Genomic DNA, 17,260 nt, shown 5'->3' on the forward strand with positions numbered 1-17,260 from the left:
CCGCCCTCTTGCCATCCGGCGTTCGCTTGGTCCTACTGCCGCTCGGATCGGGGAGGATCTCTCATGCGGCTGGCCCTGCTGTTCGGATCGCTGACGCTCGCCTTCTTGCTGGCGGTGTGGACCACTCAGACGCCGAAGTCCCGACCGGCGGACGCGCCCGCCGTCGCCTTCTCGGCCGGGCGGGCGATGATCGACATCCAACAGATCGCCCGCGCCCCGCACCCGGTCGGCTCGCCGGAACATGCGCGGGTCCGCGCCTATCTGAACGACCGCCTGACGCAGCTGGGGCTTCAGGTCAGCGAGCAGGCGGGACCGCTGTCGCCCGCCTCGGTCAAGCGGCTGGAGCGCGCAGGCGGCGATCCCGGTGCGGCGGACAATCAGGCGGTCAATCTGATCGGCGTCCTGCCAGGCAAGGATCGCGAGCAGCCCGCCGTCATGCTGATGGCCCATTACGACACTGTGGTCGGCTCGCCCGGCGCGGCCGACGATTCGGCCGGGGTCTCCGCCATTCTGGAGGCCGTGCGGGCGATCCAGGCGCGCGGCCCGGCCGAGCGCGACCTCGTCGTCCTGCTGACCGATGCGGAGGAACTGGGCCTGGACGGGGCGCGGGTCTTCTTCGGCGGCCATCCCTTGCGTGATCGCATCGGGGCGGTGGTCAACCTTGAGGCGCGCGGCGGCGGCGGCCGCGCCGCCATGTTCGAGACCGGGCGCGAGGCGGGGCCGACGGTCCAGCTGTTCCGCCGTGCGGCGGCGAAAGCCGACGGGGGGACCACCGCCACCTCCATCGCCGCCTTCATGTATGAGCGGATGCCCAACGGCACCGACTTCACCGTGCCCAAGGACCGGGGGATCGGCGGTCTGAACCTGGCCTTCATCGGCCGCCCTGACCAGTATCACGCCGCAAACGCCACGCCCGCCAATCTTGACCAGGGCGCGGTGCAGCACCTCGGTTCTCAGGCGCTGGAGGCGGCCGACGCCTTGCTGCGCGCGTCCAGCCTGCCGGGCTGGGGCGAGAACCTGGTCTATGCCGATATCTTCGGCCGTTGGATGATCGCGCATAAGCAGGCGACGGGCTGGGTCCTGCTGGCTCTGGCTGCGGCCTTGGGCGGTTTTGCGGCCTGGCGGGCGCGGCGAGGCGCAGGGCTGACGGCGAAGCAGGTCGGTTTGGGCGCGCTGGACGGGCTGTGGTTCCTGACCGGCGGCGTCATCCTGCTGCAGGCGACGCGCCTGCTGGCGGGGCCGATGTCGAGCCGCGCCGCCTCGCCCGACGTCTATTACACCCTGCTGCGCCGTCTGCCGTGGATGGAGGCGGGGGCGGTCTTGGCGATTGTCGCTCTAGCGCTGCTTCTTTTGACAGGCGCGCGCCGGACGCGGCCGCGCGTGACGGGCGGGGCGCTCGCCGTCTTGACCGCCGTGGTCCTGATCATCGGCGGGTTCAGCACCGTGCTGCTGGGGCTGGGCGTCGTCGCGGTCGGCCTGTCGCTATGGCCGGGCCAAGAACGGCCCCAGGACGAGCGGTCGGCCTGGGGCGGCTGGCTGGGTCTCATCGCTCTGGTCTTCGTCTTTGGCTGCGCCCTGCAGGGGGCGGCGCCCGAGGCGGCCCTGCTGTTCGTCTGGCCGGTGTTGCTGGCGGCGACGGCGACGGCCCTGGCGGCGATGATCGACCCCAGTCTGACGCGGCCGCTCGGCCTCCTGCCGTCGGCCGTCACGACAGTGCTGGGCGGGGCCTGGCTGGCGGGGATCGGCCACTTCGTCTTCCTGGGCGTGGGGATGGACCTGCCGGGGGCCCTGGCCCTGGTCGCGCTGTTGGTCCTGTTGTTCGCCCGGCCTTTGGGGCCGGAGACAAGGGCGGCGCGTCTGGTGCTGTTCGCAGCGGCGGTCTGCATGATCGCAGGCGTAGGACTGAATGTTTCGGCCCAGCTTCTGGCGCCCGCGCCCGCCGTGGCGGAAGCGCTGCCTTAAGGCGCCGACGCTGGCGTCCGACCGCGCGACCGTTTATCGCAGCCGACCATGAGCGATCCCGTCCTGGTCACCGGCTCCGCCGGCTTCATCGGCTTCCATACCGCCCGGCGTCTGCTGGAGCGGGGCGAACGCGTTATCGGGCTGGACAACCTCAACGCCTATTATGACCCGACGCTGAAGCAGGCCCGGCTGGCCCAGCTTCAGGCCTATTCGCACTACCGCCATCACACGCTGGATCTGGCCGACCGCGACGGCGTCGCCGCCCTGTTCGCCGAGCACCGGCCGCGCCGGGTGGTGCATCTCGCCGCCCAGGCGGGCGTTCGCTACAGCCTGGAAGCGCCCGAGACCTATGTCGATTCCAATGTCGTCGGCTTCCTCAGCATTCTAGAAGGTTGCCGCGCGGTCGGGGCCGCCAATCTGGTCTTCGCCTCGACCAGTTCGGTGTTCGGCGCCAACCGCGCCCTGCCCTTCTCGGTGCGACAGCCCGCGGATCATCCGCTGACCGTCTATGCGGCGACCAAGCTGGCCAATGAGGCCATGGCCCATTCCTACGCCCACCTGTTCGGCTTTCCGGCGACGGGGCTGCGGTTCTTCACCGTCTATGGCCCTTGGGGTCGGCCGGACATGGCCCTGTTCAAATTCACCCGCGCTATCCTGAAAGACGAGCCGATCGACGTCTATGGCGAGGGGCGGATGAGCCGCGACTTCACCTATGTCGACGACATCGTCACCGGCGTGGTGGCCGCCCTCGACCGTCCGGCCGCCATCGACCAGACATGGGACGCGACCGCGCCCAACCCGGCCACCAGCGGCGTCGCGCCTTGGCGCATCCTGAACCTGGGCGCGGGCCGCCCGGTGCCGCTGATGCGCTATATCGAGGTGCTGGAGACCAAGCTGGGCCGCAAGGCCAAGCTGAAGCTTATGCCCATGCAGGACGGCGACGTGGCCGACACCGAGGCGGACGTGACCGACACCCTGATTGCCCTCGACTACGCCCCCTCGACCCCGGTGGAGGAGGGCGTCGCCCGCTTCGTCGACTGGTACTGCAACTTCTACCGCGAAAACTAACCCTGGCCGCCAGGTGCGCAGTTCGAGCCCGCGGTTTCGGGCTTGCGACGTCCCATGGTCCAGTTGGCCATCATCCTGACCTTTGGGTTGGGCGCACACCAAATCTCGCCGCTCTCATTGATGGCGGTGACCCAGATCAGATTATGCTCCTGGCCATAATCGATAACGGCGAAGGCGTAGCCGGCCCCCTTGTCCTGAACGTGGATCGGAAGAGGCGGGTCGAGCTGGGTAAAGGTCATGGCGCGTCCTGTGGCCATGATGAACGCCCGGTTTTCCACTGGGTTGCCGCAGCGCCGTCAACCCAGTGGGCGTCGGCTATATCCGCCATCCATTGGGTCGGTGCCTGGTGGAGCCGAGGGGAGTCGAACCCCTGACCTCGTCATTGCGAACGACGCGCTCTACCAACTGAGCTACGGCCCCGACCGACAGGCAGGCGCGGGACATAGAAGCGTCCAGGGGGGCGTGTCAACGGGCCGCGCACGAATCCTTGGCGATCGGCGACCGGGCCGCTAGAAGCGGCGTGAACGAAGCAGGAGTTTCTTATGGGTTTCGCCCTTGTCTGGCTGGTGAACGCCGTCGTCACCCTGATGATCTGGTGCATCATCGCCTCGGCGATCCTGAGCTGGCTGTTCGCCTTCGACGTGGTCAATCCGCGCAACCGCCTCGTCGGCCAGATCGCCTATGTGCTGGATACGGTGACGCGTCCGATCCTGGGGCCGATCCAGCGGGTGGTGCCGCCGCTGGGCGGCATCGACATCACGCCGATCATCGCCCTGCTGGCGTTGCAGTTCCTGAGCGTGTTGTTCAACCGGACGGTCGCGCCGATGCTGATCATGTCGCTGGGCTGAGGCTGAAGTTGAGGCGGGGACGTCGTTGAACCGGGGCCACGGGAACGGGGATTCGGCGTCCGGCGCCCATTTCCGCCCTTGCGCGGCGCGAACGGGCTCCTAAGGTGCCGACGACAGGTCACTGGCGGACCGTATACAATGCGTAATTCATGACTACCATCAGGACAGTCGCCGTCATCGGCGCCGGGCAAATGGGTTCGGGCATCGCTCAGGTGGTGGCCGCCGGCGGCTATGAGGTGAAGCTGTACGACATTGCACCGGGCCGGGTGACTCTGGCCTTGGGCGAGATCGCGGCCAGCCTGGCGCGGCGCGCGACGCGCGGCCTGTCGACCGAGGCGGAGGCCCAGGCCGCCCTTCAGCGCATCAGCGCCGTGGCGACCCTGGCCGAGGCGGCCAAGGCCGATCTGGTCATCGAGGCCGCGTCCGAGGAAGAGGCCGTCAAGAAGGGCGTCTTCACCGAGCTGACGCCGCTGCTGGGTCCGGATACGCTGCTGGCGTCCAATACCTCGTCGATCTCCATCACCCGCCTGGCCTCGGTGACGGATCGGCCCGAGCGTTTCATCGGCCTGCACTTCATGAAGCCGGCGCCGACGATGAAGCTGGTCGAACTGGTGCGCGGCATCGCCACCTCGGCCTCGACCTTCGAGACGGCGGTCGCCTTCGCCGAGAGCCTCGGCAAGATCACGACCGAGTCCGAGGACTTTCCGGCCTTCATCGTCAACCGCATCCTGGTGCCGATGATGAATGAGGCGGTCTATGTGCTGTACGAGGGCGTCGGCGACGTGGCCTCGATCGACAAAGCGCTGAAGCTGGGCGCCAACCACCCGATGGGGCCGCTGGAGCTGGCGGACTTCATGGGGCTGGACGTGGCCCTGGCCATCATGAACGTGCTGTACGAAGGGCTGGCCGACAGCAAATACCGGCCCTGCCCGCTGCTGGTGAAATATGTCGAGGCCGGCTGGCTGGGCAAGAAGAGCGGGCGCGGCTTCTACGACTATTCCGGCGAGACGCCGGTTCCGACCCGCTGATGGCCGGCGCCCTTCCCTCCCTGCCGGGCCTGAAGCGCGTGGCGCCGCGGCGCGGCGCGGGCGCCCTGGTTCCGGCCGCTCTGGCGGCGGCGGCCTGGCCTCCGGCGATCCTGACCCTGTTCATCTGGCCGCCCGAGAACTGGTGGTCGGGCGTGGATACGGACTGGCGGCTGGTGATGCTGGCGGTCGGACTGATCGCGGCGCCGGTCGGGCTGTGGCTGCTGCTGAACAGCCACGCCAGGACGGGCCGTCCGTCGACGCGGCTGGGCGTAGTGGGCCGTTTCACCGTGTTCGGCGGCCTGCTGGCGGCGGCGATGCAGGCGATCATGGCTGTGATCATGGCGACCCTGGCGGGCGCTGCGTCGCAGAGCCTGGTTCAGGGGTTGGGGGCGATCGAGACGGCGCTGCTTATCTATGGCGTGGCGGGATTGCCTTTGGCCGTCATGGTGGGCGTCAGCTATGCGCTGTGGGGCGGCCTGTGCGTCGCCTGGCTGGGCTTTGTCCCGGCGCCTGTCGTCAAGAACCGCATGGGCGTGCTGCAAGAGCGGGACGTTACGGGGATTTAACGTGAACTGCGGCGGCGGTCCCGCCTAAGCCTCGAACTCTTCACGCAGGGACAGGGGCGAGCATGCGAGACCAGGTCGAGATGACCCAGCCGAAGCCGGTGGCGGCGGACCAGCGGATCGTCACGCTGGACGTGCTGCGCGGCGCCGCGGTGCTGGGCATTCTGGCGGTCAATGCGGCCGCCTTCGCCTTGCCGATGATGGCGATTGAGATGACCAGCGGCCAGTCGCCCTTTCCGGCGGGGCCGGATGCGTCGGGCGTGGCGCAATGGATCATCGCCGTCTTCTTCCGCCAGAAATTCGTCACCCTGTTCTCCATGCTGTTCGGCGTCTCGATCTTCCTTGTCGGCGGCGAGCGGGGCGATGAGGCGAAGGGGCGCGTCCTGCGTCGCCGCCTGCTGTTCCTGGCCCTGTTCGGCCTGATCCACGGCGCGGCCTTCTGGTACGGCGACATCCTGTTGCTCTACGCCTGGTCGGGCCTGTTCGTGATGATGATGCGGTCGATGCCCGCCAGGCGGCTGATCTGGATCGGAGCGGGGGCGACCGTCGCCCTGGCGACCCTGCAGGCCGGGCTGATGCTGCTGACGGCGCATTTCCCCGAGGCGATGAGCAGCGGCGGGGCTTCGGACGGGGCGGTGGCCGCCTCCATCGCCGCTTATCAGAGCGGCTGGGCCGGCGCAGCGCTGGAGAATCTGAAGGCGTGGGCGATCAGCCAGGGCATGAGCCTGCTGATGTATGTGTTTTCGACGGTTCCGCTGATGATGCTGGGTCTGGGCCTGTTCAAGGCGGGGTTCTTCCACGGCCGGATGTCGATGCGCGTCTATGGACTGTTGATGGCGGGCGGGGCTGTGGCGCTGGCCCTGCTGGGCGTGCTGGAATGGCTGGAGATTCAGGCTGGGGCCGAGGTCGAGGCGACCGGCGGTTGGGCGATGGCGGTCGGTTCCTATCCGCTGATCATCACCCTGGGCTATGCGTCGGCGCTGATCCTGGCGACGACGCGCGGGGTGGGCTGGCTGCGCAAGGCCCTGGCGCCTGTGGGGCGGATGGCCTTCACCAACTATCTGACCCAGACCCTGATCATGACGACAATCTTCTACATGCCGTGGGGACCGCGCCTGTTTGGTCAGGTCGACTATCCGATGCAGTGGGCCATCGTCATCGGCGTCTGGGCGCTGCAACTGATCTGGTCGCCGCTGTGGCTGTCGAAGTTCACCATGGGGCCGTTCGAATGGCTGTGGCGGCGCCTGAGCTATGGTCGGGATCTGCCGCTGCGCCGCACGGCCTGAGGGCGGATGCGGGCGGCGCCCGACGGACTGTGAGTTGCGGCGGCCTATCTGATGGCTTAATCGCCGCCCCATGACCGACGAAGCCTCCAACCGCCCCGAAGCCCGTGCTCCCCGTGGGTTCGCCGACCGTCGCGGCCGCGACCTGACCGCCGAGCGCCGCATCGTCGCGCGCGTGTCCGAGGTCTATGAGCGCTGGGGCTTTGAGGCGCTGGAGACTCCGGCGTTCGAATACGCCAACGCTCTAGGCAAGTTCCTGCCGGACGCCGACCGTCCGAACGAGGGCGTGTTCGCGCTTCAGGACGATGACGATCAGTGGATGGCTCTGCGCTACGACCACACGGCGCCGCTGGCCCGTTTCGCCGCGCAGAACTGGGAGACCTTGCCCAAGCCGTTCCGCCGCTACGCCTATGGGCCGGTGTGGCGTAATGAGAAGCCGGGGCCGGGCCGCTTCCGCGAGTTCTGGCAGTGCGACGCCGACACTGTCGGGTCGGACCGGCCCGAGGCCGACGCCGAAATCATCGCCATGGGCTGCGAAGGTCTGCGCGCGGCGGGTCTGGCGGCGGGGCAGGCGGTGATCCGCGTCTCCAACCGCAAGCTGTTCGACGGCCTGTTCGACGCGGGCGGGATCACGGATCCGATGCAGCGCCTGACCGCCCTGCGCGCTGTGGACAAATACGACCGCCTGGGCGTCGAGGGCGTGCGCCTGCTGCTGGGCGAGGGCCGTCTGGACGAATCCGGCGACTATACCAAGGGCGCCAACCTGCCCGCCTCGGTGATCGGCGCGATCGAAGCCTTCCTGGCCTCGGCCGAGGCACCGGGTCTCAGCCGTGCTGGCGTGCTGGACGCCGTATCGGGCGCGGCCCTGGGCGCCGCGGGCGAAGAGGCGCTCAAGGAACTGGCCGCCATCGACCGCGCCCTGACCGCCATGGGCGTTTCGCAGGACGACGTGCGCTTCGATCCGACCATCGTGCGCGGGTTGGAATACTACACCGGCGCGGTGTTCGAGGCCGAGCTGCTGCTGGACACCAAGGACGAGAAGGGCCGGGCCGTGCGCTTCGGCTCGATCGGCGGCGGCGGGCGCTATGACGATCTTGTGTCGCGCTTCACCGGCCAGTCGACGCCGGCGACGGGCTTCTCCTTCGGCGTGTCGCGCCTGGCCTCGGCCCTGCGCGCGGCCGGACGCGGCGCCGAGGACGCGACGCGCGGGCCGGTGGTGGCCATCGTCTTCTCCGAGGACGACATCCAGCACTATCTGGACGCCGTGTCCGAACTGCGGGCGGCGGGCATCGCCGCCGAGTTCTATCTGGGCCGGGCGGGCATGAAGGCGCAGATGAAGTACGCCGACCGTCGCGGGGCGCCGGCCGCCGTCATCCTGGGCGGAGACGAGATCGCCGCCGGTCAGGTGACGATCAAGGATCTGGACGCAGGACGCGCCCGCGCCGCCGCCATCGCGGACAACGACGCCTGGAAGGCGGAACGTCCCGGACAGCAGACCGTGGCGCGCGATCAGCTGGTGGCCGTGGTGCGCTCCATTATCGAATGACCTTCTATAATATCCATGACGACGTCGTGACTTATCAGCGTTTAGTCATAAAAGCGTAGGCTTTCGGCGCTCGCTTGGTTGACGCGCCCCGGCCAATGGCGTCATTTGGTCTCACTCAAGAGGCGCAGCGGCGAGCCGCAGCGACATCTTGAAGGCGTTTCGGGGAGGAAACGTCCGCTCCTGAGAGAGCGTGAAGGCCCGCTGCGATGTATCCCCCGCAGCGGGCTTTTTCATGCCTGAAGCTCAACGACTATCGAAGAGTGTTCAAGAATGTGCGCACTGCGGTGCGGCGTCCATGAAAAAAGGGCCGGAGCGTCGCGGCTCCGGCCCTCTTCATTCAGCAGGCGGCGTCCTTACCAGATGCGGACGCGATCTTCTGGGGTCAGGTAGTATTTGTCGCCCGGCTTGACGCCGAAGGCCTCGTACCAGGCGTCGATATTGCGCACGGGGCCGATGACGCGGAACTCGGCCGGGCTGTGCGGATCGGTGGCGATCTGGTTCTTCAGCGCGTCCTCGCGGTACTTCGACTGCCAGACCTGCGCCCAGCCGTAGAAGAAGCGCTGGTCGCCCGTCACGCCGTCGATAACCGGCGCCGGCTGGCCGTTCAGCGACAGGTGATAGGCCTCCAGGCCCACCGCCGTGCCGGCGGCGTCGCCGATGTTCTCGCCCATCGTCAGGCCGCCGTTGACGTGGAAGCCGGGCAGGGGCTCGAACTCATCATACTGGGCGCCCAGGCGGGTGGTCAGGGCCTTGAAGTTGGCCTTGTCCTCTTCGGTCCACCAGTTGCGCAGCACGCCGTCGCCGTCGGACTTGGAGCCCTGATCGTCGAAGCCGTGGCCGATCTCGTGGCCGATCACGCCGCCGATGCCGCCGTAGTTGACGGCCGGGTCCGCGTCCGGATCGAAGAAGGGCGGCTGCAGGATCGCCGCGGGGAAGACGATCTCGTTATTGGCCGAGTTATAATAGGCGTTCACCGTCTGCGGGGTCATGCCCCACTCGTCCTTGTCGACCGGCTGGTCGAGACGCGACAGACGGTAGTTCCACTGGAACTGACCCATGCGCTGGCTGTTGCCGAACAGGTCGTCGGCCTTGATCTCCAACGCCGAATAGTCGCGCCATTTGTTCGGGTAGCCGATCTTGACGGTGAATTTCTGCAGCTTCTCCTGAGCCGCCGCCTTGGTCTCGGCGCCCATCCACGTCAGGTTGTCGATGCGGTGCGACAGGGCGGTGCGCAGATTGGCGACCAGTTCTTCCATCTTGGCCTTGGATTCGGCCGGGAAGTATTCGGCGACGTACAGACGGCCCGCCGCCTCGCCCAGGGCGCCCTCGGCGAAGCTGATGGCGCGCTTTTCACGGCTGCGCTGTTCGGGCTGGCCCGACAGGTCGCGCGAACGGAACTCCCACTGGGCGTCGGAGAAGCGCTTGGACAGGGCGCCCGCCGCATCGTCGGTGGTGTGGAAGGCCTGCCAGGCCTGCAGGGTCGCGACCGGCGTCTGGGCGAAGACGGCGGCGATCTTGGGCATAGCCGTGTTCTGGCGCACGATCAGGCGGTCGATCGAGCCCAGGCCGGCGGCGTTGAAATAGCCGTTCCAGTCGAAGCCCGGCGCGTCGGCGGCCAGGGTCTGGATCGAGTATTCATTATAGGTCTTGTCGCGGTCGCGGCTTTCCACCGGCGTCCAGTGGGCTTCGGCGATCTGGTCCTCAAGGGCGACGATGGCGGCGGCCGAACCGGCGGGATCGTTCCAGCCGATATTGGTCAGCATTCGCTCGACATAGGCCTGATACTTCTCCTTCTTATCGGCGAAGCGGGCGTCCAGATAATAGTCGCGGTTGGGCAGCCCCAGGCCCGACTGGCCCGTAGCCACGACGTAGCGGGTCGGGTTCTTCTGGTCGATCGTGATGCCGGTGCCGAAGAGAGACGACCCGACGCGGCCCTGGGTCTGGCCCATATAGGCGGCGATCTTCTCATGAGTGTCGGCGGCGCGGATGGCGGCCAGGAACGGCTGCAGCGGCTGGGCGTCCAGCGCCTCGATGCGCGCCTCGTCCATATAGGAACGGTAGGCGTCGGCGATCTTCTGCTCGTCGGAGCCAGCCGTCAGGTCAGAGCGGCCCGCCAGGCCTTGCACCAGTTCCTTCATCCGGTTGTCGGACAGTTCGCGCAGCAGGGCGAAGGAGCCGTAGGAGGTGCGGTCCGACGGGATGGTCAGCTTGTCGAAGGCGGCGCCGTTGGCGTAGCGGAAGAAGCTGTCGCCCGGCTTCACCGAGGTGTCGCGGCCCGTCAGGTCGAAGCCCCAGGTCCCGTATTTGGGCGCTTCGGTTCCCTGCCAGCCCGAAGCGCCGCCTGAGGCGTCCGGAGTCTGGAACAGTTCGAAGACGGTGCAGGCGTCGTCGATGCAGGCATGGTCGTGACCATCGCCCGCCAGGGCGGCGGCGGGCGCCAGAAGGGCGACAGCGGCTACGCCGACAAGCAGTTTCTTCATGGATGTTTCCTCGTTTTCAGCCCCTGGGGCCTCGGGCGCGAACCCTAGGCCGGAAGCGCGGAGCCCTGTCTTAAAAAAAATTCATCCAGAGAGCGAGGGGCAGGGCGAAGGCGGGACTGCAGCGGCGGCGGCCGGACACTTGCCGACGCTCCAGTAGAGGTCTGTAAGAGTAAAGTCTCGCTGGGATGAGGCCCGTCATTTGTAACATCGCGCCGCGGCTATTCGTATAATTGCGTAGTGTTCTTGATTGCCCGGCGAGGGCAGGGCAGAGATTTTTGCCAGCCGCGACCCATTTTGGTCATTGTTCGGTGATGAAAGTTCGCCCTTAGTTTCAGGGGCGCCCGTCGTCTTCAAAGTTCGGGCCGGGTCGAACGACGCGGTCTGGATTGGCGAGCGCGCCGCCCATTTAAGCCCAGAGCCACCTGTCTATGCGCGTGCCCTCCCCCTCTCTTGCTGAAACCGTCGAAAACGTTGCGCCTCCGCGGATGAATCGCCGCCAGGCGGCGAAGGTTCGTACGCGCCTCAAGGTGCTGGATGCGGCGCGGACCCTCTTCGCCGAGCGCGGCTATGACGCGGCGACGATCCGCGACATCGCCAAGGGCGCCGGAATGTCGACCGGCGCGGTCTTCGCCAACTTCCAGGATAAGGCCGAACTGTTCGAGACGGTCTTCTCCGAGGAAATGGAAGGCCTGCTGAACGACATGCGGACCGGCGCTGCGGGCGTTGAAGGCCGCGTCACGGATCGCCTGACCGCCGCTCTGACGGCCGGTTATCATCGCTCGCTGGGGCATCTGCCGCTGATGCAGGCGATGGTCGCGCGCTCCTGGTTCCAGCCGGAAGACGCCGATCAGCGCTCGCGCGCCTTCGTCGGTCCGCTGGTGCTGTGGATTCAGGACCTGCTTCAGGCGGCCGTGGGTGAAGGCGAGCTGCGCCAGGACATCGACCAGACCCTGTTGCCGCGCATGATCTGGGACACCTTCATCTCCAACTTCCGCTACGCCGCCTATGACGGCTGGGGCGTTGAGGAATTGACTCCTCATATGCGCAAGCAGCTGGACCTGATCCTGTCCAGCCAGATGGCGCGCCAGTAAGCTCAACGCTTTCTGATCCTCCTTAAGGGCCGCTTGCTTCGGGCGAGCGGCCCTTTTTGCATCCGTGGACTGACAGGCGCGCCAACGACGGCGTCGGGCGCGCCCTCATCTTCCTGTCGGCGCGACGGAACGTCGCGGCTGTTCGCGTGTTGCGTCCTTTCAAGGCCAAGCTGCGGGAACAGGAGGGGCGAGATGCCATCCATCGAGCGTGGACGCGGATTCGGAAGCGTCCTGGTAAGGCTTCTGGGCATTGTCATCGCCCTGATCGGACTGACGCTGACCATAGGCGGGGGTCAGCTGATCATGCTGGGCGGATCGGCCTATTATCTGATCGTCGGCCTGTTGATGATCGTGTCGGGCGGACTTTTGGCCCTGCTCAGACCCGTGGGCGCCTGGCTCTATGTCGCCATCTTCATCGGCACCGTCGTCTGGGCGCTGTGGGAGGTCGGGTTGAACGGCTGGGCCCTGGTGCCGCGCGTCGTGGCGCCGCTGGTGCTGCTGATCGCCGTGGTCTTCAGCCTTCCGGTGCTGAAGCGCGACGGAGGCGGCGGCCGACTGGTGCTCAGCGGACTGGCGGCCATCGTCGTTTTCGGCCTGATTTCCGGCGTGGTGGTGGCTCAGGCCAACAAGGCCAGGGTGTTGAGCCCCGTGCCCGGCGCGGCGAGCGGCGGCGCGGGCGACCCGGCGGTGCTGAAGGTCGGCGCCGACTGGCCCGCCTGGGGCGGTTCGGACAGCGCCCAGCGCTATTCGCCGCTGAACCAGATCACCAAGGACAATGTGAAGGGCTTGCAGCGCGCCTGGACCTTCCGCACCGGCGACCTGCCGGATGAGCGCTGGGGCGCCGAGACGACCCCGCTGAAGGTCGGCGACACCCTGTATCTATGCTCGGCCCGCAACCGGCTGTTCGCGGTCGATGCGGCGACGGGCAAGCAGAAGTGGACCTATGACCCCAAGGTCGCCGACGACCAGATTCCCTATACCGCCGCCTGCCGCGGCGTGACCTATTACGCCGCGCCCAATGTCGACGCGGCCCAGCCCTGCGCGACGCGCATCATAGAGGGCACGCTGGACGGACGCCTGGTGGCCGTGGACGCCCGCACGGGCGCGCCCTGCGCCGGGTTCGGAACCAACGGCGAGGTCAGCATCAAGCACGGTATGGGCGACCCCTATCCGGGCATGGTGTCGATCACCTCGGCGCCGGTGATCGTGCGCGGGGTGGTGGTGACCGGCCATCAGGTGCTGGACGGTCAGAAACGCTGGAACGCCTCGGGCGTCATTCAGGGCTTCGACGCCATGACGGGCGAACTGCGTTTCGCCTGGGACATGATGCGTCCGGATATCACGACCCTGCCGCCCGAGGGCGAGACCTATACGCCCGGCACGCCGAACATGTGGACCACGGCGACAGCCGATGAGGCGCTCGGCCTGGTTTTCCTGCCGATGGGCAACTCCTCGGCCGACTATTATTCCGGACTGCGCCGTCCGGCGGAGAATGAATATTCGACCTCTCTGGTCGCGCTGGACGTGACCACGGGCAAGCCGCGCTGGCATTTCCAGACGGTGCGCAAGGACGTCTGGGACTATGACCTCGGCTCGCAGGCGACTCTGGTCGACATGCCGGTCAACGGGACCATGGTTCCGGCGGTGATCCTGCCGTCCAAACAGGGCGATCTCTACATTCTGGACCGCCGCACCGGCCAGCCGCTGCACAAGGTGGAGGAGCGCCGCGTGCCGCAGGGCGGCGTCGAGCCGTCGCAGCGCAGCCCGACCCAGCCCTTCTCCCTGTTCCACACGCTGAGAAAGGCCGACCTGACCGAGCGGGACATGTGGGGCATGTCGCCGATCGACCAGATGGTCTGCCGCATCCAGTTCCGTCAGGCGGCCTATGACGGCTACTTCACCCCGCCGACGGCGGACCGCTACTGGATCCAGTACCCGGGCTACAACGGCGGCTCGGACTGGGGCGGGGTGGCGGTCGATCCGGCGCGCGGCGTGATCGTCGCCAACTACAACGACATGCCCAATCACAACCGCCTGGTGCCCCGCGCCGAGGCCGACCGTCTGGGCTGGTTCCCGCGCGACGACCCTCGCTACATCGAGCGCGAGAAGGAGGCGGCCAACCGCGGCGGCAATCTGTCGAAGTCCAAGGCCGAGGGGGCGGGCGATCCGCAGATGGGCGTACCCTACGCTATCGACGTCAATGCGGGCTGGCGGGTCAAGTTTACCGGCCTGCTGTGCAAACAGCCCCCCTATGGCGGGATGCGAGCCATCGATCTGAAGAGCGGCCGCACCCTGTGGGATCGTCCGTTCGGCACCGCGAGGAAGAACGGACCGTTCGGCATCCCCTCCATGCTGCCGCTGGAGATCGGCACGCCGAACAACGGCGGCTCGGCGGTGACAGCGGGCGGGCTGATCTTCATCGCCGCCGCGACGGACGATCTGATCCGGGCCATCGACATCGAGACCGGCAAGACGGTGTGGTCGGACGTGCTTCCGGCAGGCGGTCAGGCCAATCCGATGATCTATGAGCAGAACGGCCGCCAGTATCTGGTCATCATGGCCGGCGGGCATCACTTTATGGAGACGCCGCGCGGGGATTATGTGATCGCTTATGCGCTCCCTGAGAAGAAATAGGCGCGCGCCTCTCCCTCCCCTTCATGGGGAGGGTGGCTGAGGCCGTCAGGCCGAAGCCGGGTGGGGGCGGCGAGTGAACCGCTTGAAGCTGGCCCTCCCCACCCGGTCTCCGCTTCGCGTCGACCACCCTCCCCATGAAGGGGAGGGATAAGATGCATTACGGCCGCGTCTGGCCTTCGCCGCGCACCACATATTTGTAGGTGGTCAGCTGCTCCGCCCCGACTGGCCCGCGCGCATGCAGCTTTGAGGTCGAGATGCCGATCTCGCCGCCGAAGCCGAACTCTCCGCCGTCGGCGAACTGGGTCGAGGCGTTGATCAGGACGATGGCGCTGTCTACGCCCTCGGCGAAGCGTTCCGCCGCCTTTTCGTCGGTGGTGACGATGGCCTCGGTGTGGCCCGAGCCGTAAGCGCGGATGTGCGCGACCGCGCCGTCCACGCCTTCCACCACGCGCACCGACAGGACGGGGGCCAGGTATTCGGTGGTCCAGTCGGCCTCGACAGCCTGGGCCATGCCGGGGACCAGGGCGCAGGCTTTGACGTCGCCGCGCAATTCGCATCCGGCGGCGATCAGGTCGGCGGCCACAGCGGGCAGCAGGCGCCCGGCCGCCGCGCGGTCGACCAGCAGGGTTTCGGTCGCGCCGCACACTGAGACGCGGCGCATCTTGGCGTTCAGGGTCACGCGGCGGGCGACGTCCAGATCGGCGGCGGCGTCCAGATAGGTGTGGCACAGGCCCTCAAGGTGGCCGAGCACGGGCGCCTTGGCTTCTGACTGGACGCGGGCGACCAGACTTTTGCCGCCGCGCGGGATGATCAGGTCGATGGCGCCGTTCAGGCCTGAGAGGATGGCGCCGACGGCCTCCCGGTCGGGGACAGGGACCAGCTGGATCGCATTGGCGGGCAGGCCCGCTTCGCTCACGGCGCGGGCGACGACGGCGGCGATGGCGCGCGAGGAGTCGAGGCAGTCCGAGCCGCAGCGCAGAATTGCGGCATTGCCCGAGCGCAGGCACAGGGCGGCGGCGTCGGCGGTGACGTTCGGGCGGCTCTCATAGATGACGGCCAGCACGCCGATGGGGGTGCGGACGCGGGCGATGTCCAGACCGTTGGGCGGGGTCCAGCGGGCCATTTGGGCGCCGACGGGATCGGGCTGGGCGGCGATGGTCTCGACGGCGACGGCCATGCCCTCGATGCGAGCAGGCGTCAGGGCCAGACGGTCGATCAGAGCCTCGGACAGGCCGCCGTCGCGAGCGCGGGCCACGTCTCGGGCGTTGGCGGACAGGATGTCGGCCTCGGCGGCGCGCAAGCCGCTGGCGAGCCGATGGAGCGCGTCAGTACGGGCGTCCGGCGTCGTGGCGCGCAGGGCGTCGGCGGCGGCGCGGGCGCGGCGGCCCATATCCAGCATGGCGGCGTCGAGGTCGCTCATCGGTCCTCCAGAACCAGATCGTCGCGGTGGATGACGACCGAGGGGCCGCGATAGCCCAGCAGGCTTTCGATCGCGTCGGAATGGCGGCCGCGGATCAGGGCGATCTCATCGGCCGCATAGGACGCCAGACCGACGCCCAGTCGCGCGCCGTCGGGGCCGGTCAGGCGCACGCTGTCGCCCTTGCCGAAGTCGCCGCTGACGGCGAAGACGCCGGAGGGCAGCAGGCTCTTCCCGGCACGCAGGGCGGCGACGGCACCCGCGTCCAGCGTCAGGGCGCCGCCGGGCGCCACGCTGCCGGCGATCCATTGTTTCCACGCGGCCAGAGGGGTGGCGGGCGCCAGGATCAGGCTGGCGCGGGCGCCGTCCAGCACCGCCCTCAACGGGTAGTCGGTCAAGCCCGAGGCGATGACGGTGGCGCAACCGGCCGAGGCGGCGATCTGGGCCGCCGCCAGCTTGGTCGCCATGCCGCCCGTGCCGACCCCGGCCTGTGTGTTGGCGCCTGACGCCATCGACAGCACTTCAGGCGTCAGACGCTCGATCAGCGGCAGGTGACGGGCGTCCGGATCGCGGCGCGGATCAGCGGTGTAGAGGCCGTCCACGTCGGACAGCAGGATCAGCAGATCGGCCCGGCCGAGTTGCGCCGCGCGCGCGGCCAGGCGGTCGTTGTCGCCGTAGCGGATCTCTTCGGTGGCGACGGTGTCGTTCTCATTGACCACAGGGACGACGCCGTGGGCCAGCAGGGCCTCCAGCGTCGCGCGGCCGTTGAGCCAGCGGCGCCGCCGCTCGGTGTCGTCGCGGGTCAGCAGCACCTGTCCCGCCATCAGTCCGTGGGGGGCCAGGGCCTCTTCCCAGGCGTGCATCAGCAGGGACTGGCCCACGGCGGCGGCGGCCTGTTTGTCCTGAAGGCGGCTGGTAAACAGGTTCAGCCGTCCGCGCCCCAGAGCCACGGCGCCGGAGGAAACGACGATCGCCTCGCGCCCCTGTCGACGCAATGCGGCGATGTCCGCGGACAGGCTGGCCAGCCAGTCGGCGGCGACGGCGCGTCGATCGGCGTCGAACAGCAGGGACGAACCGATCTTGACCACCACCCGGCGCGCCTGGGCCAGGGCGGCGGCAGGCGAGGCGGCGGCCTCAAGGGCTTCGGGGAGGGCGGCGGAGGCGGTCACCCAGCCTCCCTATCGCAAGATCATCGCTTGAGCCATGCTGCAGGCGATGATTGTTCAGGGTGATGGTGTGGTTTCAGCTCTAATCAGAAGGATATTCTTCTGGAGCATGAGCGGTCAGAAGAAGCGCCAAAGAAAACGCCCGGCGGGCGAACCGGCCGGGCGTCTCAGTTT

13 protein-coding genes and 1 tRNA gene are annotated in these 17,260 nt (G+C 68.0%); 9 read left to right on the forward strand and 5 right to left on the reverse strand.

The window, feature by feature from the left end:
- The first annotated feature begins 63 nt into the window (after positions 1-63).
- Complete coding sequence (locus RSD66_RS01635; protein ID WP_415288755.1) at positions 64-1,962, forward strand: M20/M25/M40 family metallo-hydrolase; 1,899 nt, start codon at positions 64-66, stop codon at positions 1,960-1,962.
- Between the two features lie 48 nt (positions 1,963-2,010).
- Positions 2,011-3,030 (forward strand): NAD-dependent epimerase, encoded by a 1,020-nt coding sequence (locus RSD66_RS01640; RefSeq protein WP_415288756.1) that lies wholly within the window; start codon positions 2,011-2,013, stop codon positions 3,028-3,030.
- On the opposite strand, the gene RSD66_RS01645 is transcribed toward RSD66_RS01640, so the two are convergent.
- Together RSD66_RS01645 and RSD66_RS01650 are read right to left on the reverse strand one after the other, a co-directional pair.
- Positions 3,027-3,269 carry a hypothetical protein gene (locus RSD66_RS01645; RefSeq protein WP_024354228.1) on the reverse strand — a complete coding sequence of 81 codons (243 nt, stop codon included), beginning with the start codon at positions 3,267-3,269 and terminating at the stop codon, positions 3,027-3,029. The genes RSD66_RS01640 and RSD66_RS01645 overlap by 4 nt on opposite strands.
- 105 nt (positions 3,270-3,374) lie before the next feature.
- Positions 3,375-3,450, reverse strand: a tRNA-Ala gene (locus tag RSD66_RS01650).
- A 122-nt stretch (positions 3,451-3,572) separates the two neighbouring features.
- Here RSD66_RS01650 and RSD66_RS01655 point away from each other — a divergent pair.
- The 5 genes from RSD66_RS01655 to hisS all read left to right on the forward strand — a co-directional run bounded on the left by RSD66_RS01655 (position 3,573) and on the right by hisS (position 8,298).
- Complete coding sequence (locus tag RSD66_RS01655) at positions 3,573-3,878, forward strand: YggT family protein (protein WP_003168329.1); 306 nt, start codon at positions 3,573-3,575, stop codon at positions 3,876-3,878.
- Positions 3,879-4,027: 149 nt separating this feature from the next.
- Positions 4,028-4,906, forward strand: coding sequence for a 3-hydroxybutyryl-CoA dehydrogenase (locus RSD66_RS01660; protein WP_024354227.1), 879 nt, complete (start codon positions 4,028-4,030; stop codon positions 4,904-4,906).
- Positions 4,906-5,472 (forward strand): hypothetical protein, encoded by a 567-nt coding sequence (locus RSD66_RS01665; protein WP_415288757.1) that lies wholly within the window; start codon positions 4,906-4,908, stop codon positions 5,470-5,472. The genes RSD66_RS01660 and RSD66_RS01665 overlap by 1 nt, the downstream gene beginning before the upstream one ends.
- Positions 5,473-5,534: 62 nt before the next feature.
- The gene (locus tag RSD66_RS01670; RefSeq protein WP_415288758.1) at positions 5,535-6,755 is read left to right on the forward strand and encodes a DUF418 domain-containing protein; all 1,221 of its coding nucleotides are present in this window, start codon (positions 5,535-5,537) and stop codon (positions 6,753-6,755) included.
- A 70-nt stretch (positions 6,756-6,825) separates the two neighbouring features.
- Positions 6,826-8,298: a histidine--tRNA ligase gene (gene hisS, locus RSD66_RS01675; protein WP_415288759.1), complete on the forward strand. Its 1,473-nt coding sequence runs from the start codon at positions 6,826-6,828 to the stop codon at positions 8,296-8,298.
- A 353-nt stretch (positions 8,299-8,651) separates the two neighbouring features.
- On the opposite strand, the gene RSD66_RS01680 is transcribed toward hisS, so the two are convergent.
- The gene (locus RSD66_RS01680; protein ID WP_024354223.1) at positions 8,652-10,778 is read right to left on the reverse strand and encodes a M13 family metallopeptidase; all 2,127 of its coding nucleotides are present in this window, start codon (positions 10,776-10,778) and stop codon (positions 8,652-8,654) included.
- A gap of 485 nt (positions 10,779-11,263) precedes the next feature.
- On the opposite strand from RSD66_RS01680, the gene RSD66_RS01685 reads away from it, so the two are divergent.
- On the forward strand, positions 11,264-11,869 hold the full coding sequence (locus RSD66_RS01685; protein ID WP_051130257.1) for a TetR/AcrR family transcriptional regulator: 606 nt from the start codon (positions 11,264-11,266) through the stop codon (positions 11,867-11,869).
- Positions 11,870-12,061: 192 nt separating this feature from the next.
- Positions 12,062-14,503 (forward strand): membrane-bound PQQ-dependent dehydrogenase, glucose/quinate/shikimate family, encoded by a 2,442-nt coding sequence (locus RSD66_RS01690; RefSeq protein WP_415288760.1) that lies wholly within the window; start codon positions 12,062-12,064, stop codon positions 14,501-14,503.
- Between the two features lie 157 nt (positions 14,504-14,660).
- Here the strand turns inward: RSD66_RS01690 and RSD66_RS01695 are convergent, their stop codons facing one another.
- Together RSD66_RS01695 and proB are read right to left on the reverse strand one after the other, a co-directional pair.
- Positions 14,661-15,923, reverse strand: coding sequence for a glutamate-5-semialdehyde dehydrogenase (locus tag RSD66_RS01695; protein WP_415288761.1), 1,263 nt, complete (start codon positions 15,921-15,923; stop codon positions 14,661-14,663).
- Positions 15,920-17,089, reverse strand: coding sequence for a glutamate 5-kinase (proB, locus tag RSD66_RS01700; protein WP_415288762.1), 1,170 nt, complete (start codon positions 17,087-17,089; stop codon positions 15,920-15,922). Before proB ends, RSD66_RS01695 begins: the two co-directional genes overlap by 4 nt.
- Positions 17,090-17,260 lie beyond the last annotated feature (171 nt).

Source organism: Brevundimonas sp. S1H14, from assembly GCF_047716865.1.
Lineage (GTDB): Bacteria > Pseudomonadota > Alphaproteobacteria > Caulobacterales > Caulobacteraceae > Brevundimonas > Brevundimonas naejangsanensis.

Coding starts and splice junctions, on each gene's coding strand:
- RSD66_RS01690 (WP_415288760.1), top strand. CDS start 12,062: ATGCCATCCATCGAGCGTGGACGCGGATTCGGAAGCGTCCTGGTAAGG.
- RSD66_RS01685 (WP_051130257.1), top strand. CDS start 11,264: ATGAATCGCCGCCAGGCGGCGAAGGTTCGTACGCGCCTCAAGGTGCTG.
- RSD66_RS01680 (WP_024354223.1), bottom strand. CDS start 10,778: ATGAAGAAACTGCTTGTCGGCGTAGCCGCTGTCGCCCTTCTGGCGCCC.
- hisS (WP_415288759.1), top strand. CDS start 6,826: ATGACCGACGAAGCCTCCAACCGCCCCGAAGCCCGTGCTCCCCGTGGG.
- RSD66_RS01665 (WP_415288757.1), top strand. CDS start 4,906: ATGGCCGGCGCCCTTCCCTCCCTGCCGGGCCTGAAGCGCGTGGCGCCG.
- RSD66_RS01655 (WP_003168329.1), top strand. CDS start 3,573: ATGGGTTTCGCCCTTGTCTGGCTGGTGAACGCCGTCGTCACCCTGATG.
- RSD66_RS01670 (WP_415288758.1), top strand. CDS start 5,535: ATGCGAGACCAGGTCGAGATGACCCAGCCGAAGCCGGTGGCGGCGGAC.
- RSD66_RS01645 (WP_024354228.1), bottom strand. CDS start 3,269: ATGACCTTTACCCAGCTCGACCCGCCTCTTCCGATCCACGTTCAGGAC.
- RSD66_RS01635 (WP_415288755.1), top strand. CDS start 64: ATGCGGCTGGCCCTGCTGTTCGGATCGCTGACGCTCGCCTTCTTGCTG.
- RSD66_RS01640 (WP_415288756.1), top strand. CDS start 2,011: ATGAGCGATCCCGTCCTGGTCACCGGCTCCGCCGGCTTCATCGGCTTC.
- RSD66_RS01695 (WP_415288761.1), bottom strand. CDS start 15,923: ATGAGCGACCTCGACGCCGCCATGCTGGATATGGGCCGCCGCGCCCGC.
- RSD66_RS01660 (WP_024354227.1), top strand. CDS start 4,028: ATGACTACCATCAGGACAGTCGCCGTCATCGGCGCCGGGCAAATGGGT.